Raw genomic sequence first — 15,365 nt, 5'->3', positions numbered from 1 at the left:
CAGGATGACTAGTTGGTGCCGATCTTGGCCAGTAGGTCCACGATGCGACCCTGGACGTCCGTCGTGGTGGCCCGCTCGGCGAGGAAGAGCACGCTCTCCCCGGAAGCCAGCTTCGGGAGCTCCGCCGGATCGATGCCGGTCGCCGTGTAGACGACCAGCGGGGTGTGGTTCAACTGCCCGTTGGCGCGCAGCCAGTCCACGATCCCGGCCCGGCGGCGGCGTACCTGCATCAGGTCCATGACGACCAGGTTGGGGCGCATCCGCGTCGCCATTTCCACCGCGTCGGTGTCGGCGCCGGCCCGGGCGACCTGGAGGCCGCGCCGCTCCAGGGCGGCGGTGAGGGCCGTCGCGATCTCGTCGCGCTCCTCGATCAGCAGGACCCGGGAGGGGTGCTGCTCGCTGTCCCGCGGCGCCAGCGCCTTGAGCAGGACGGCCGGATCGGCGCCGTACGCGGCCTCGCGCGTGGCGTGCCCCAGCCCGGCCGTGACCAGCACGGGCACCTCGGCGGCCACCGCCGCCTGGCGCAGGGACTGCAGGGCGGTGCGGGTGATCGGCCCGGTCAGCGGGTCCACGAACAGCGCGGCGGGGAACGCGGCGATCTGCGCGTCCACCTCCTCGCGGGAGTGCACGATCACCGGGCGGTAGCCGCGGTCGCTGAGCGCCTGCTGCGTCTGCACGTCCGGCGCGGGCCACACCAGGAGGCGGCGCGGGTTGTCCAGGGGCTCCGGGGGGAGCTCGTCGTCCACCGGTACGGGCACGGGCCGGTTGACCACCTCGACGGCCCCGCCCGGGCCGTCCAGCGGCTCGGGACCCTCGTCGGCGCCCGCCTCGGGGGCTCCTATGGCGAAGGCCCGCCCCTGCGGCGCCGGCTCGGCGAGCCGGCGCCGGCGCCCGGAACCCGAGCCGCCGCCGGCAGGGTCGACGGAGATGCCCTGGCCGAGGGTGCCGAGGGCGCGCACGTCCACCGCCTGCGCGGTCTCCACGGGGGTGTCCTGCGGTTGCCGCGCCCCGGGGAGCGCGACCTGGCCCGACTCGTCGTCCTCGGGAGCGGTCCGGGCCGCCGGAACCGGCCACGCGGGGGCGCCGGTGGCCAGCGCACGCCGCCGTCCGGTCGGGGGTACGGGTTCCTCCGCGCCCGCGGCGGCCTGCGCGGCCGGGGCTTCGGCCTCGCCGGAGGGCGCGCCCAGCACCCGGCGCCCGCGCCGCCCGCCCGGGGCCTCCGCGTCGGCCTCGGCGGGCGCGACGGCCGGACCGGCCATCGCGGGGGCCGGCGTGGGGCCGGCGGGCAGCGCGAAGCCGCCCTCGGGAGCGATGGGCCGGGCGGGAGCGGGCGTCGGCCCGAGCCCGGTCGCGGGCACGGGCCCGCCGGGCTGCGCCGGAGCCAGCGCACGCCGCCGCCCGGCGGGGTGCTCGGTCACGGGAACGGCGGGCAGCGCGGGCAGCCCGGTCCCCTGCGGCGGCACGGCCTGCCCGGGGGCACCGGGGGCACCGGGAGCGCCGGGAGCAAGGGGGGCACCCGGGCCACGCTGGGCCCCCGTGCCGCCGGGGCCGCCCCGGCCCTCCAGCGCGGCCGGGCCGCCGGTGGTGTCGGCCTCGCCGCTGCCGTCGCCGGCCCGGCCGCGCCTGCGGCCGGTGCCCAGTCCCGCCGGGTTGACCGGGGACTGCGCGAGCTCCGGAACCGCTGCGGGGGCGGGGGCGGCGGCCTCTCCCGCGCGCCGCCGCCCGGACGGCAGCGCCAGCGCGCCCCCGCCCTGGTCGCCCCGTGCGTCCGCCGCCGGGCCGCCCGCTGCCTCGTCTTCCAGGAAGGCGTCCACGCCGCGTCGGCCCCGGCGCCCGCCGGAGACCTTCCCGGGGGCCGCGTCCCCGGCCGCCCCGGCGCCGTCCGCGGCAGGTCCGGCCGCGGGCGCCTCGGCCGGCTCCGGCAGGGTCACCGTCCCGGCTCCCGCGCCCAGCGGCAGCTCCAGCACGTACGCCCCGCCGGGCGCGCCCGGCACCTCCACGGTCTGGAGCACGCCTCCGTGCGCGGCGACGATGCCCCGCACGATCGGCTCGTGGACGGGGTTCCCGCCCTCGTACGGCCCGCGCACCTCGATCCGTACGACATCACCGCGCTGCGCGGCGGCCACCACGATCGTCGAGTCGCTGTACCCGCTGCCCTGGCGGGTCTTGCCGGTGGCGTCCACCCCGGCGACGTCCGCGACCAGGTGGGCGAGCGCGGTCGCGACCCGCTCGGCGTCAACCTCGGCCTCGATGGTCGGAGCGTGGACGGCGAACTGTGCGCGGCCCGGCCCGATCAGCTCGACCGCGCCGTCGACGCCGGCCGTGACGACGCCGTTGATCAGCACCTTCTTCTTGCGGAGCTTGTCGCCGCCGGAATCCAGCCGCTGGAAGCCGAGCACGTTGTCCACGAGCGTGGTCATCCGCGAGTACCCGGCGGCCAGGTGGTGCAGCAGCTGGTTCGCCTCGGGCCAGAGCTGTCCCGCATCGTCGGCGGCGAGCGTGGCCAGCTCCCCGCGGAGCTCGTCCAGCGGGCCGCGCAGGGAATCCCCGAGGACGGCCAGCAGCTGCGCGTGGCGCGCGGCGAGGGCGTCGTAGGGCCGCCGGTCGGTGAAGGTCATGACGGCGCCGACGAGCTGCTCCCCGTCCCGTACGGGCGACGTCGTCAGGTCGACGGCGACCGGCTGGCCGGCCTTGTTCCACAGCACCTGCCCGCGCACGCGGTGCTTGCGGCCGCTGCGCAGGGTGTCGGCGAGCGGGGACTCGTCGAAGGGGAACGGCGTGCCGTCGGCGCGCGAGTGCTGGACCAGGCCGTGCAGTTCGCGGTTGCCGAGGTCGGTGGCCCGGTAGCCGAGGATCTGGGCGGCGGCCGGATTGACCAGCACCACCCGCCCGTCGGTGTCGGTGCCGACGACGCCCTCGGCGGCCGCGCGCAGGATCATCTCGGTCTGCCGCTGGGAGCGGGCCAGCTCCGCCTCGGTGTCCACGGTCTGGGAGAGGTCCCGTACGACGAGCATCAGCAGCTCGTCCCCGGTGTAGCCGGGCTGCGGCTCGCGGTAGGCGTCGCGGCCGTCGAGATGGGCCGCGGTGACCTCGACGGGGAACTCGCTCCCGTCGGTACGGCGCGCGATCATCCGTTTCGGTGCGGCCCGGCCGCCGTCGTCCTCACCGGGCCGGCGCATGGAGCCGGGGATCAGTTTGGAGTCGAACTCGGGCAGGAGGTCGAGCACACCCCGGCCGACGAGCCCGGTTCCGGGGCTCTCCATCACCTCGAGGGCGATCGAATTGGCGTTGACGACCGTGCCGTTGGCGTTGACGAGCAACAGCGCGTCGGGAAGAGCGTCGAGTATTGCTGCGAGGCGAGCAGCGCCTCGGGATGGCCTGCTGCTCACGACGAGCTTCCTCCCTGACCACAACTACCGGCATGTCACGGGAGGAGTCTAAGGCCACAGCCCCGCGGCGGGATGGCCGAAGTCTGGTGCATATCGCTCGCCCCGCGCATCCTCCCAGGTCAGGAACGCCCACTCGGAAGCAGAGGTTCCAACTCGTCCCAACGGCTGATTTCGCAGCCGTCCGTCCGCCGGAAGGTCGCGTCCACTTTGTGCCCCTGCCAGGTCCCGGTGATCCGGGCCGTGGCCGGGCCCCCGTACTTCATGGTGCAGATCTGCCGCTTGGAGACCGGGGCGAAGGGATCCCTGCCCTCGGCGGCGAGCTTGCCGAGCTTCGCGCAGGCCTGCTCCCTCCAGGGGTGGTCACCGCCGACGGGGTCGCATTCGAGCAGGTACTCCCGGTCCAGCCGGCGGTTGCCGGTGTCGGCCATGGCGATGGTGAGGCGGTCGGGGCCGGCCAGCAGCCGCCCTAGGGGCAGCGGCGGCAGTGGTCCGGCGGCCGAGGCGGCCAGGGCGGAGGTGACGGCGAAGGCGGCGAGACGCAGCATGGGGCACTCCAGGTCGTCCGTACGTCGTACGCCTGACCAACGACCGGGGCGCGCCTACGTTGCGTGCGGACACCTCGTTCCGACGCCTCGTTCCGACGCCTCGTGCCGCGTGCTCTTAAGCCTTTGCCCTTCGGCCGCCCGTCCTAGTACCGTGGGAGCGGATTGGTGAGGGGCCCTGCGCCTGTGTCATCATCTGCACGCACCCTCGTACGCGGGGGTGTGCTGGAGGCGTCGCCTAGTCCGGTCTATGGCGCCGCACTGCTAATGCGGTTTGGGGCTTACACCCCATCGAGGGTTCAAATCCCTCCGCCTCCGCACCTCATCGAAGCCCCGGTCCTGACGGACCGGGGCTTCGATGCGTTCCGGCCCGATCCCATCCGCTGCTCCGGCCCGCCCCGCCCCACCGTCGCACCGCCACATCCGGACGATCTCCATCCAGCCCGTTTCCGCAGGTCAGAGGTGGTTTGGCTAATGGATTTCGCGTCCCGGCGAGGTCCATGTATTGTTGTTCTCGCAAGGCCAACGGGGCGAAAAACCCCGGGAAGCCCAAGCACTCGTAGCTTAACGGATAGAGCATCTGACTACGGATCAGAAGGTTGCAGGTTCGAATCCTGCCGAGTGCACAGCAGGCCAGAGGCCCCGGACGGAAGTCCGGGGCCTCTGTCGTATGTCCGCGGGTGACGTGCCCGGGCTCGGGGGGGCGAGGGTGAACGACGTTGGTGGGCGGTCCGGGTGGCAGCCGCAGCCGTGGCCGCTGGATGAGCGGGAGTGGCAGAAGCCGCCGATGTCGGGCTCGACCAAGCGCGGGATCGGCTGCGGGATCGGGGTTCTCGCCATGGTTCTGGCGCCGGTGGCATTGGTGGGCATGGTCTTGGCCGGCCGCGCCACGGCCCCGGGGCCACCGGAGGGGGAGCCGCTCGTGCTCGCCAAGGAACTGGTGGCGGGGAGCTGGAGCGACGCGGCGGGCGGCACGCTGGAGCTGGGGGCCGACGGCAGGTTCTGGGCTGCGGCTGTCTGCGGTGACTTCTCGGACCCCACCGCGAGCGGGCCGGGCGGCTCCTTCTCCTCCCGGGACCTGACGTGGACGGGGGCGGGATCGTGGAGCGTGTACGACTCATCCGCCGGGCGAAAGGGCGTGACCGAGGTGACCGTCAGGCTCGACCCCGGCAAGACGCGGGGCCAGTACGAAGCCCGGGGAAGCGCGGAGGCTCCCGTCTTGTGGGCGTACGTCGGTGATCCCGACGACGGCAGGGTCTGCGTGCTGAAGAAGCGGCACTGAGGGGTCCGTGCGGCCGGCCGGACGGATGGCTCTGGAGGGGGATGCGGGTTACGGGGTGCGCCGGGTACGGTCTTGTTGATCATTCAAAGCTCGAATTGGGGGGTCCTCATGGGACTGTTCGGAAACGCGCACGCGGTCGACCCGGCGTCGGCGCAGCAGGAGTTCGCGCGGCTGCTGGGGCAGGGGGAGCAGGTGCACGCCGCCTACCTGCTGGTTCGGGACACGATCCTGTTCACCGATCGGCGGCTGGTGCTCGTCGACAAGCAGGGCATCACGGGTAAGAAGGTGGAGTACCACTCCATCCCCTACCGGAGCATCACGCACTTCGCGGTGGAGACGGCCGGCACCTTCGATCTCGACGCCGAGCTGAAGATCTGGATATCCGGCAGCCCGGCGCCGGTCGAGAAGACGTTCACCAAGGGCGTCGACATCTACGAGGTCCAGGCGATCCTGACGCAGTTCGTCGCCCGGTAACCAGCCCTTACAGGACCCGCGGGAGGCCGGTCACGGACATCACCATCGAGTAGAGCGAGGTGGTGGCCGTGATGAAGACGCGGTTCCTCTTGGGACCTCCGAAGGTGAGGTTCGAGACCGGCTCTGGGACGCGGACGCGCCCGATCAGGGTGCCGTCGGCGGCGTAGCAGCGGATGCCGTCTTCCATCGCCGCCGCCCAGAGCCGGCCCTCGTCGTCGAAGCGGATGTTGTCGACCCGCGGGCAGGCGGCGAAGATCCGGTCGTCGGTCAGGGTGCCGTCGGCGGCGACCTTGAAGGCCCGGATGTGGCCGGCCCGGGTGTCGGCGGCGTAGAGCTCGCTCTCGTCCGGGGAGAAGACGAGGCCGTTGGGGCCGAGGAAGCCGTCGGCGACGAGGCGGACGGACCCGGTCACGGGGTCCGCGCGGTAGAGGTTGCAGGCGCCGATCTCGCTCGGTGCCCGGTGGCCCTCGTAGTCATTGGTGATGCCGAAGTCCGGGTCGGAGAACCAGACGGACCCGTCCGAGCGGACGACCGAGTCGTTGGGGCTGTTGAGCCGCTTGCCCTCGTAGCGGTCGGCGATGACGGTGAGGCTGCCGTCCGGTTCGGTGCGGGTGACGCGGCGGTTGCCCTGCTCGCAGGTGATCAGGCGCCCCTCGCGGTCGAGGGTGTTGCCGTTCGAGTGGCCGGCCGGGGAGCGGAAGACGGAGACGGCGCCGGTGGCCTCGTCCCAGCGCAGCATCCGGTCGTTCGGGATGTCGCTCCACACCAGCTGCCGCCAGGCCGGCAGGTACAGCGGGCCTTCGGCCCAGCGGCAGTCGTCGTAGAGCCGCTCCAGTCGCGCGTCGCCGTTGGCGCAGCGGCCGGTCTGGAAGCGGTCGTCCAGGATCTCGTACAAGGTGAGGTCGGCTATGGCAGACACTATTCCCCCTGAAAAGAGTGTTGCCGAATTCTGTTCGGCGCGATGTCGAGATTGCAGGATCCGGTACCGTCTTCGCAAGGGCTGACGGAGCCCACGAGGAGAAGATCGCGTGGACGACATCGACCGGGCGCTCGTCCTGCGCCTGCAGCAGGACGCGGGGCAGTCGTACGCCGCTCTCGGCACGGCGGTCGGGCTGTCGGCGGGGGCGACGCACGAGCGGGTGCGCAAACTGCGCGAGCGCGGGGTGATCCGGCGGACCACCATCGACGTCGACCCGGCCGCGGTGGGCAGCGGGGTGCTCGCCTACGTGATGGTCGACTCCACCGCGTGGATGGGTGAGTCCGCCCCGGACTTCGCCGCGATCCCCGAGATCCAGGAGGCGCACATCATCGCGGGCAGCGCCTCGGTCCTGGTCAAGGTGCGCACGGCGTCGACCGAGGGGTTGCAGGACGTGCTGCGGCGTCTCTACGGCATCGAGGGGGTCAGCGGTACGCACGCCACCGTGGTCCTGGAGACCTTCTTCGAGCGGCCGCTCCCGCTGTGACCTGGTGGTGCACCGGGATCCGGTGGAGCAACGGCCGGCCGGCCATCGGGTGGTACGGGGAGGGGCGCGGCGAGCGGGTGAGCGGGCTCGTCTACGGGCAGCGGCTGGCCTTCGCCGCACGCGGAGACCGGCACTGCCTCGGGGTGCGGCGGGCCGCGAAGCGGACGGCCTGCCCGACCGCCGCCACCGTGCCCGGGCGGTCGGGGAGCGCGCAGTGCCCCGAGTGCGCGCGCCTCGACCGGTCGTTCTCCGTGGCGGCCGACACCAATGCGGCCGACCCGCGTACCTACCGGGTCTACCTGGCCTGGTTCGGGCCCGGTCTGGTCAAGGTGGGCATCACCGCCGAGGAGCGGGGATCGGCCCGGCTGCTGGAGCAGGGGGCGGTGACCTGGGCCTGGCTGGGACGGGGGCCGCTGATGGCGGCCCGGCGCACCGAGGAGCTGCTGAGGGCGGCGCTCGGGGTGCCCGACCGGATCGCGTACGCGCGGAAGCGGGGGGTTCGGGCGCATCTGCCTCCGGCGCCCGAGCGGGCGTTGGAGGTCGCCGAGTTGCACCGCCGGGCGGTGGCGCTGGCGGGGTGGCCGGATTCGCTGGAGCGGGTGGAGTGCGAAGTCGCGGACCACGCCGGGGTGTTCGGGCTGGACGAGTGGACCGGGCTGCCCGCGCCGGATCGGGTCGTTACGGCGATGGTGCCCGGCGGGGCGGTCGTGGGGAGGCTGGTGGGCGCTGCCGGGCCCGATCTGCACCTCGCGGACGGGCTCGTGGTGGACACCCGGCTGCTGGCCGGCTGGGAGCTCGTCGCCCCGGAGGCCGGGGCAGGGGGCGTGGTGCCCGTGGCGGAGATTCCGGCCGGCGGGCAGGGCGGGTTGTTCTGAGGGTCCTGCCGGGGCGCGGGCGGCTTGGTCAAAACTTGGATCCCTTTGGGCTGGCGGGGGCGATTGCGGTGGACATGCCGGGGGAGCTCCGCCGAGGGTGGTGGACATGAGCATTCAGCCGGTACCGGCCTTCGAACCTCCTTACGTCATGGCCGTCTTCAGCAATGTCCGCACCGACGACGACAGCGGATACCCGGAGACCCTCGCCCGGATGACCGAGATCGTCCGGGCCAATCCGGGCTTCCTCGGCTACGAGTCCGCGCGTACGCCGGGAGGGCTCGGGATCACCGTGGCGTACTTCCGGGACCACGAGTCGCTGGCCGTCTGGCGCCAGGACCTGGAGCATCAGGCGGCCATGAAGCAGGGCCGCGCCGACTGGTACGAGAGCTACACCCTGCACGTCGCGACCGTCGAGCGGAGCCACGGCTTTGACCGCGACGCCTGAGGCGGTCCGGGCGTTCCGGGAGCGCCTCGGGCTGCCCGGACTGGTCGACGTCCACACCCACTTCATGCCCGAGCGGGTCCTGGACAAGGTGTGGGACTACTTCGACGCGGTCGGCCCGCTGACCGGCGTCGAGTGGCCCATCACCTACCGGCACGAGGAGGAGCAGCGGGTCGCGCTGCTGCGGGAGTTCGGGGTCCGCGCCTTCACGGCCATGCTGTACCCGCACAAGCCGGCGATGGCCGCCTGGCTCAACTCCTGGGCCGCCGATTTCGCCGCCCGGACCCCCGACTGCCTGCACACCGCGACCTTCTTCCCGGAGGAGGGCGTGGCCTCCTACGTCCGTCAGGCCGTCGAAGCCGGGGCGCGGGTCTTCAAGGCGCACCTCCAGGTCGGCGGATACGACCCGAACGACGACCGGCTGGAGCCGGTGTGGGGGCTGCTGGCCGAGGCCGGGATCCCGATCGTGGTCCACTGCGGCTCGGGGCCCGTCCCCGGCAAGCACACCGGACCCGAGCCGGTCGCCCGGCTGCTGGCCCGGCACCCGAGGCTGCCGCTGATCGTCGCGCACATGGGCATGCCCGAGTACGCCGACTTCCTCGACCTCGCCGACCGGTACGCCGAGGTGCGCCTGGACACCACCATGGCCTTCACGGACTTCTCGGAGCGGCTGCACGCCTTCCCGGCCGGTGACCTGGGCCGGCTGGCGGACCTCGGCGACCGGATCCTGCTCGGCACCGACTTCCCGAACATCCCCTACCCCTACGAGCACCAGCTCCTCGCGCTCGAACGGCTCGGGCTGGGCGACGACTGGCTGCGGGCGGTGTGCCACGACAATGCCGCCCGGCTGTTCCGCCTCGACCCCTGATCCGTTTCTCAGGAGATTCACAGGAAGGGACAAGGGCGCTCTCAGAGGCCCGGGACAACGTGGTCACATGACTGCGACGACCACCTCCCACGCGTCCATGTCCACCGGCAACGCGACGGCCCTGGTGCGGCCCGACGGCGGGCCCTGCCGGGTCCTCGTCGTCGACGACGAGGCCTCGCTCTCGGAGCTGCTGTCGATGGCCCTGCGCTACGAGGGCTGCGAGGTCCGCAGCGCCGGCGACGGGGCGGGGGCGGTGCGGGCGGCGAAGGAGTTCCGCCCCGACGTGGTGGTCCTCGACATCATGCTCCCCGACATGGACGGGCTCGCCGTCCTCGGCCGGCTGCGCCGGGAGATCCCCCAGCTCCCCGTGCTGTTCCTGACCGCCAAGGACTCCGTCGAGGACCGCATCGCCGGTCTCACGGCGGGCGGCGACGACTACGTCACCAAGCCCTTCAGCCTGGAGGAGGTCGTGGCCCGGCTGCGCGGGCTCGTCCGGCGCTCCGGCGCGGCGCAGGCGGCGCGCGGCGGCTCCGTCCTGACCGTCGGTGACCTGCGGCTCGACGAGGACAGCCACGAAGTGGTGCGGGACGGGCGGGACATCCACCTGACCGCCACCGAGTTCGAGCTGCTGCGCTACCTGATGCGCAACCCGCGCCGGGTGCTGAGCAAGGCGCAGATCCTGGACCGCGTGTGGTCGTACGACTTCGGCGGCCAGGCCAACGTGGTCGAGCTGTACATCTCCTACCTGCGCCGGAAGCTGGAGAGCGGGCCGGGGCTCGCGCCGATGATCCACACCCGGCGGGGTGCCGGTTACCTGATCAAGCCGGCCGAGTAGTGGCCGTCCGTCCGAAGAAGCGGCCGCGCCGTCGGCGGCCCTGGTCGCTGCGGACCCGGCTGGTCGTCTCCGCCGTGGTGCTGATCGCCGTGGTGGGCACGGCCATCGGGACGGTCACCACCCTCGCGCTGCGTTCGTACCTGGTCGGCAAGGTCGACCAGCAGCTGCGGATCTCCGTCGACATGGCCACGCGTCCCGGGCCGGCGAACGCGATCAGGGACGGGAGGTCCGTGGTCAGCGGCCCCGGTACCCCGCTGGGCGCCGTCGGCTTCCGCGTCGACTCCGACGGCAAGGTGTTCGACGCCGACCGGAGCGTGCGCCGCGAAGACCCCCAGCTGGAGTACCACCAGCACCTCACCGAGGCCCAGATCGCCGCCCTCCGCAAGGCCGTCCCCACGGCCGGCCAGGGTCGCGCCGAACCGGTGGACCTGAGCCTGCCGGGGCTCGGGGCCTACCGGGTGCTGGCCGCGCCCGACGGGAGCGCCGTCCTCGGCTTCCCGCTCGCCGAGGTCGACTCCACTGTGCGCACCCTGATCGGGGTGGAGGTCTGCGTCACGCTGGCCGGGCTGATCGCCGCGTCCCTCGCCGGGCAGGTCCTGGTCGGAGTCGCCCTGCGCCCGCTGCGCCGGGTCGCCGCCACCGCCACCCGGGTCTCCGAACTCCCGCTGCACAGCGGCGAACCCGCCCTGCACGAGCGGGTCCCCGACGCCGATCCCCGCACCGAGGTGGGCCAGGTCGGCGCGGCCCTCAACCGGATGCTGGGGCACGTCTCCTCCGCCCTCACGGCACGGCAGCAGAGTGAGATGCGGGTCCGGCAGTTCGTCGCCGACGCCAGTCACGAGCTGCGCACCCCTCTCGCCTCCATCCGCGGCTACGCCGAACTGACCCGCCGGGGCCGGGAGGAGCCCGGCCCCGACACCCGGCACGCGCTCGGCCGGATCGAGTCGGAGGCCACCCGGATGACCGGCCTGGTCGAGGACCTGCTGCTGCTGGCCCGGCTCGACGCCGGCCGCCCGCTCGACGCCGGGGACACCGCCACCGACCTGGCACCGCTCGTGGTCGACGCCGTCAGCGACGCCCGTGCGGCCGGGCCCGAGCACCACTGGCGGCTGAGCCTGCCGGAGGAGCCGGCGCCCGTACGGGGCGACCCGGCACGGATCCAGCAGGTGCTGGTCAACCTGCTCGCCAACGCCCGTACGCACACCCCGCCCGGTACCACCGTGACCGCCCATGTTTCACGTGAAACATCCCAGGCCGCGGTCAGGCTGCGGATCGAGGACGACGGGCCCGGTATCCCGCCCGCCCTGCTCCCCCACGTCTTCGAGCGCTTCGCCCGAGGCGACGCCTCGCGCTCGCGCGTGGCCGGCTCCACCGGGCTCGGCCTCGCCATCGTCCAGGCCGTCGTCAGCGCGCACGGCGGGCGGGTCGACGTACGGAGCGAGCCCGGACGGACCTGCTTCGAGGTCCTGCTGCCGCAGGCCCCCGAGGAAGCGGCCCCGGACTCACAGTCGGGGCACAGGCTCAGCACACTGCGGTGACAGGGCGCCCGGCGAGTGTCGGACCATGCGAACCGACACCTCTCCCGGGGCCCTGCCGGCACGGGCGCCCCTCGCGCCCGTGCCCGGCCGGCCCGTCCTCGACGTGGTGATCCCGGTCTTCAACGAGGAGAAGGACCTCGGCCCCTGCGTACGCAGGCTGCACGAGCACCTGACCCGTACCTTTCCCTACCCGTTCCGGATCACGATCGCCGACAACGCGAGCACCGACCGCACCCCCGAGGTCGCGGCGGCGCTGGCGGGAGGCCTGGACGGCGTACGGAGCACCCGGCTGGAGGAGAAGGGCCGGGGCAGGGCCCTGCGCACCGTCTGGTCCGGCTCCGACGCGCCCGTGCTCGCGTACATGGACGTGGACCTCTCCACGGACCTCAACGCGCTGCTGCCGCTGGTCGCCCCGCTGATCTCCGGCCACTCCGACCTCGCCATCGGCACCCGCCTCGCCCGCTCCTCGCGGGTGGTGCGCGGAGCGAAGCGGGAGTTCGTCTCCCGGGCCTACAACCTCCTCCTGCGCTCCTCCCTCGCCGCCCGCTTCAGCGACGCCCAGTGCGGCTTCAAGGCCATCCGCGGGGAGGTCGCCGAGCGGCTCCTGCCGCTCGTCGAGGACTCGGGCTGGTTCTTCGACACCGAGATGCTCGTGCTCGCCGAGCGGGCCGGGCTGCGGATCCACGAGGTCCCGGTGGACTGGGTCGACGACCCCGACTCCACCGTCCACATCGTCAAGACCGCCACCGAGGACCTCAAGGGCGTGTGGCGGGTCGGCCGGGCCCTGGCCGTCGGCGCGCTCCCGCTGGACCGGCTCGCCCGCCCCTTCGGCGACGACCCGCGCGACCGCGCGGCCCTGCCCGGGGTGGACGGCGGGCTGGCCCGCCAGCTCCTCGGATTCTGCGCCGTGGGCGCCCTGTCCACCCTGTTCTACCTGCTGCTGTACTCCGCCCTGCGGGCCGGAACCGGCCCGCAGCTCGCCAACGGCGCCGCGCTGCTGCTCTCCGCCGTCGCGAACACCGCGGCCAACCGCCGGCTGACCTTCGGCGTGCGCGGCCGGGACGGGGCCGTGCGCCACCAGGCCCAGGGCCTGGTGGTGTTCGCCATCGGTCTCGCGCTGACCAGCGGCTCCCTCGCCGCCCTCGGAGCGGCCACGGCCGATCCCGCGCACAGCACCGAACTGGCCGTGCTGATCACCGCCAACCTCGCCGCCACCGTGCTGCGGTTCCTCCTCTTCCGCGCCTGGGTCTTCCCCGAACGGCGCGACGCCCCTGTGAAGGACGACATCCGATGACCACCGCGGCACCTCCGATCTTCCCGGTCCCCGAGGCCCGGTCCCGTACCGGCCGGCACTCCGTCGCCCGGCCCCGCTGGGAACGGCCCGCGTTCGCGGGGCTCCTGGTCGCCACCGCCGCGCTGCTGCTGTGGGACCTGGGCTCCTCCGGTTACGCCAACTCGTTCTACTCCGCCGCCGTACAGGCGGGCAGCGAGAGCTGGAAGGCCTTCTTCTTCGGGTCCTCCGACGCCGGCAACTCGATCACCGTCGACAAGCCCCCGGCCGCGCTCTGGCCGATGATGCTGTCCGTCCGGCTGTTCGGGCTCGGCTCCTGGCAGATCCTCGTCCCGCAGGCCCTGATGGGCGTCGGCACGACGGCCGTGCTGTACGCCGCCGTACGCCGCCAGTTCGGGCCCGGGGCGGCCCTGATCAGCGGTGCCGCCTTCGCGCTCACGCCCGTCGCCGCGCTGATGTTCCGCTTCAACAACCCCGACGCGCTGCTGACCCTGCTGCTGACCGTCACCGTGTACTGCGTGCTGCGCGCCCTCGACGGGGCCCGCACCAAGTGGCTCGTGTGGGCGGGGGTCGCGGTGGGCTTCGCCTTCCTGACGAAGACCCTGCAGGCCTTCGTCATCCTGCCGCCGCTCGCCCTGCTGTACGCGGTCTGCGCGCCCACCCCGCTGCGCAGGCGGCTGGGCCAGCTGCTGCTTTCCGGGCTCGCGATGGTGGCGGCCGGCGGCTGGTGGGTGGCGATCGTGGAGCTGTGGCCCGCGTCCTCCCGCCCGTACATCGGCGGTTCGCAGAACAACTCCTTCCTCGAACTGACCCTCGGCTACAACGGCCTGGGCCGGATCAACGGCAACGAGACCGGCAGCGTCGGCGGCGGTACGCGAACGGGCGGCGCAGGTGGCGCCGGTGGTGCCGGGGCCTACGGGCTGCCCGAGGGCGGACCGGGCATGCGGGCCGGAGGCGGCGGCTGGGGCGAGACCGGCATCGACCGGCTGTTCGCGGGCAACATCGGCGGCCAGATCTCCTGGCTGCTGCCGGCGGCCCTGGTGCTGCTCGTGGCCGGACTGGTGGTCACCTGGCGGGCCCGCCGGGCCACCGATTCGCTGGACGGCATGGCCCGGGCGGCGTTCCTGGCCTGGGGCGGCGCGCTGCTGATCACCGCGGTGGTGTTCAGCTTCATGCAGGGCATCTTCCACGAGTACTACACCGTGGCGCTGGCACCGTTCGTGGCCGCACTGGTCGGCATGGGCGTGGCCGTGCTCTGGGAGGAACGCGGCGGCCGGGCCGCCGTGTTCACCCTGTCCGGGGTGCTGGTGCTGACGGCGGTCTGGTCGTGGGTGCTGCTGGGCCGGGCCAGTGGATACCTGCCGTGGCTGCGCTGGGCGGTCCTGGTGGCCGGGGTGCTCGTGGCGGCCGCGCTGCCGTTCGCCTCGCTGCTGGGGCGCCGGGGCGTGCAGGTGCTGGCCGCGGTGGGCCTGGGCGCGGCGCTGGCCGGGCCGTTCGCGTACTGCATGACCACCGTGAGCACCGGGCACACCGGGTCGATCGTGACCGCGGGGCCCGCGGTGGCGGGCGGCCGCGGAGGGCCGGGCGGGATGATGGGCGGCCCGATGGGCGCCGGTGAGCTGCTCCAGGGCGGCCCGGGAGGCCAGGGCGGCCAGGGCGGCCAGGCGGGCCAGGGCGGCCGGCAGGGCGGCACTCCGCCGGGCGGGATGCCGCAGGGCCAGGGCCAGGGGCAGGGTCAGGGCGGGATGCCGCAGGGCCAGGGCCAGGGTGGTACGGACGGGCGTCGCCTCGAGCGTTTCGTCGGTGGCCAGGGCGGTGCCGGCGGCCTGCTGAACGGCGCGCAGGTCGGCACCGAGGCCAAGGCGGCCCTGCGGGCCGACGCCGACAAGTACACCTGGGCGGCGGCCGCGGTCGGCTCGCAGAACGCGGCGAGCTACCAGCTGGCCTCGGGCGAGCCCGTGATGGCGCTCGGCGGCTTCAACGGCAGCGACCCCTCGCCGACCCTGGAGCAGTTCAAGAAGTACGTGCAGGAAGGGAAGGTCCACTACTTCATCGCACAGGGCGGCACGACCGGGGCCACCGAGGGCGGGGTCCGCATGGGAGGCGGCCCGGGGGGCGGCACCAGCACGGCCATCGACACCTGGGTCAGGGCCACCTTCAAGGCCACCACGGTCGGCGGCGCCACCTTCTACGACCTGACGGCCCCGGTGTCCGGTACCTCCTGATCGGCCTCACCTCCACGACGCCGCCGACGTCGTGGAGGCGGGCCCGGCCCGGCCCCGGCGCACACCCGGCCCCGGCCGGGCCCTCGGGTGCCGTCCCGATCCACAGGACACCCCCTAGCATCAAAGGGCGGACCGGGCATT

General features: G+C 73.6%; 13 protein-coding genes and 2 tRNA genes. 12 read left to right on the top strand and 3 right to left on the bottom strand.

Features of this window, described 5'->3' with window-relative positions; translation table 11 throughout:
• Positions 1-8: 8 nt before the first annotated feature.
• Both AB0O21_RS19690 and AB0O21_RS19685 read right to left on the bottom strand, forming a co-directional pair.
• Complete coding sequence (locus AB0O21_RS19690) at positions 9-3,389, bottom strand: PAS domain-containing protein (RefSeq protein ID WP_365172405.1); 3,381 nt, start codon at positions 3,387-3,389, stop codon at positions 9-11.
• A gap of 119 nt (positions 3,390-3,508) precedes the next feature.
• The gene (locus tag AB0O21_RS19685; RefSeq protein WP_365172404.1) at positions 3,509-3,934 is read right to left on the bottom strand and encodes an SSI family serine proteinase inhibitor; all 426 of its coding nucleotides are present in this window, start codon (positions 3,932-3,934) and stop codon (positions 3,509-3,511) included.
• Positions 3,935-4,158: 224 nt separating this feature from the next.
• Between AB0O21_RS19685 and AB0O21_RS19680 the strand changes: the two genes are divergently transcribed.
• The 4 genes from AB0O21_RS19680 (at position 4,159) to AB0O21_RS19665 (ending at position 5,687) form a co-directional block, all read left to right on the top strand.
• Positions 4,159-4,249, top strand: a tRNA-Ser gene (locus AB0O21_RS19680).
• A gap of 235 nt (positions 4,250-4,484) precedes the next feature.
• Positions 4,485-4,557 (top strand) — tRNA-Arg (locus AB0O21_RS19675).
• A gap of 83 nt (positions 4,558-4,640) precedes the next feature.
• Positions 4,641-5,213, top strand: a complete 573-nt coding sequence (locus AB0O21_RS19670; protein WP_365172403.1) for a hypothetical protein — start codon at positions 4,641-4,643, stop codon at positions 5,211-5,213.
• Positions 5,214-5,321: 108 nt separating this feature from the next.
• A complete protein-coding gene (locus AB0O21_RS19665) occupies positions 5,322-5,687 on the top strand; it encodes a PH domain-containing protein (protein WP_365172402.1) in 366 nt (121 codons plus the stop codon).
• Positions 5,688-5,694: 7 nt separating this feature from the next.
• On the opposite strand, the gene AB0O21_RS19660 is transcribed toward AB0O21_RS19665, so the two are convergent.
• Positions 5,695-6,606: an SMP-30/gluconolactonase/LRE family protein gene (locus tag AB0O21_RS19660; protein WP_365172401.1), complete on the bottom strand. Its 912-nt coding sequence runs from the start codon at positions 6,604-6,606 to the stop codon at positions 5,695-5,697.
• A gap of 109 nt (positions 6,607-6,715) precedes the next feature.
• Here AB0O21_RS19660 and AB0O21_RS19655 point away from each other — a divergent pair, with 109 nt between their 5' ends.
• From AB0O21_RS19655 to AB0O21_RS19620, 8 genes are all read left to right on the top strand, one after another.
• Positions 6,716-7,150 (top strand): Lrp/AsnC family transcriptional regulator, encoded by a 435-nt coding sequence (locus AB0O21_RS19655; RefSeq protein WP_365172400.1) that lies wholly within the window; start codon positions 6,716-6,718, stop codon positions 7,148-7,150.
• The gene (locus tag AB0O21_RS19650; RefSeq protein WP_365172399.1) at positions 7,147-8,025 is read left to right on the top strand and encodes a DUF2797 domain-containing protein; all 879 of its coding nucleotides are present in this window, start codon (positions 7,147-7,149) and stop codon (positions 8,023-8,025) included. The genes AB0O21_RS19655 and AB0O21_RS19650 overlap by 4 nt, the downstream gene beginning before the upstream one ends.
• A 106-nt stretch (positions 8,026-8,131) precedes the next feature.
• Positions 8,132-8,470: an antibiotic biosynthesis monooxygenase gene (locus AB0O21_RS19645; protein ID WP_365172398.1), complete on the top strand. Its 339-nt coding sequence runs from the start codon at positions 8,132-8,134 to the stop codon at positions 8,468-8,470.
• Complete coding sequence (locus AB0O21_RS19640; protein WP_365172397.1) at positions 8,454-9,335, top strand: amidohydrolase family protein; 882 nt, start codon at positions 8,454-8,456, stop codon at positions 9,333-9,335. Before AB0O21_RS19645 ends, AB0O21_RS19640 begins: the two co-directional genes overlap by 17 nt.
• A 67-nt stretch (positions 9,336-9,402) precedes the next feature.
• Positions 9,403-10,170 (top strand): response regulator transcription factor, encoded by a 768-nt coding sequence (locus AB0O21_RS19635; RefSeq protein WP_365172396.1) that lies wholly within the window; start codon positions 9,403-9,405, stop codon positions 10,168-10,170.
• Positions 10,170-11,708 carry a HAMP domain-containing sensor histidine kinase gene (locus AB0O21_RS19630; RefSeq protein WP_365172395.1) on the top strand — a complete coding sequence of 513 codons (1,539 nt, stop codon included), beginning with the start codon at positions 10,170-10,172 and terminating at the stop codon, positions 11,706-11,708. Before AB0O21_RS19635 ends, AB0O21_RS19630 begins: the two co-directional genes overlap by 1 nt.
• Before the next feature lie 25 nt (positions 11,709-11,733).
• Positions 11,734-13,002 (top strand): bifunctional glycosyltransferase family 2/GtrA family protein, encoded by a 1,269-nt coding sequence (locus AB0O21_RS19625; RefSeq protein WP_365172394.1) that lies wholly within the window; start codon positions 11,734-11,736, stop codon positions 13,000-13,002.
• Positions 12,999-15,224, top strand: coding sequence for a glycosyltransferase family 39 protein (locus tag AB0O21_RS19620; RefSeq protein ID WP_365172393.1), 2,226 nt, complete (start codon positions 12,999-13,001; stop codon positions 15,222-15,224). The genes AB0O21_RS19625 and AB0O21_RS19620 overlap by 4 nt, the downstream gene beginning before the upstream one ends.
• The last annotated feature ends 141 nt before the right edge of the window (positions 15,225-15,365 follow it).

It is taken from the genome of Streptomyces sp. NPDC091371, assembly GCF_040684275.1.
In the GTDB taxonomy this organism is placed as follows: domain Bacteria; phylum Actinomycetota; class Actinomycetes; order Streptomycetales; family Streptomycetaceae; genus Streptomyces.
Note: the sequence above shows the minus strand (reverse complement) of the source record. Positions and strands in the feature narration are given on the sequence as shown.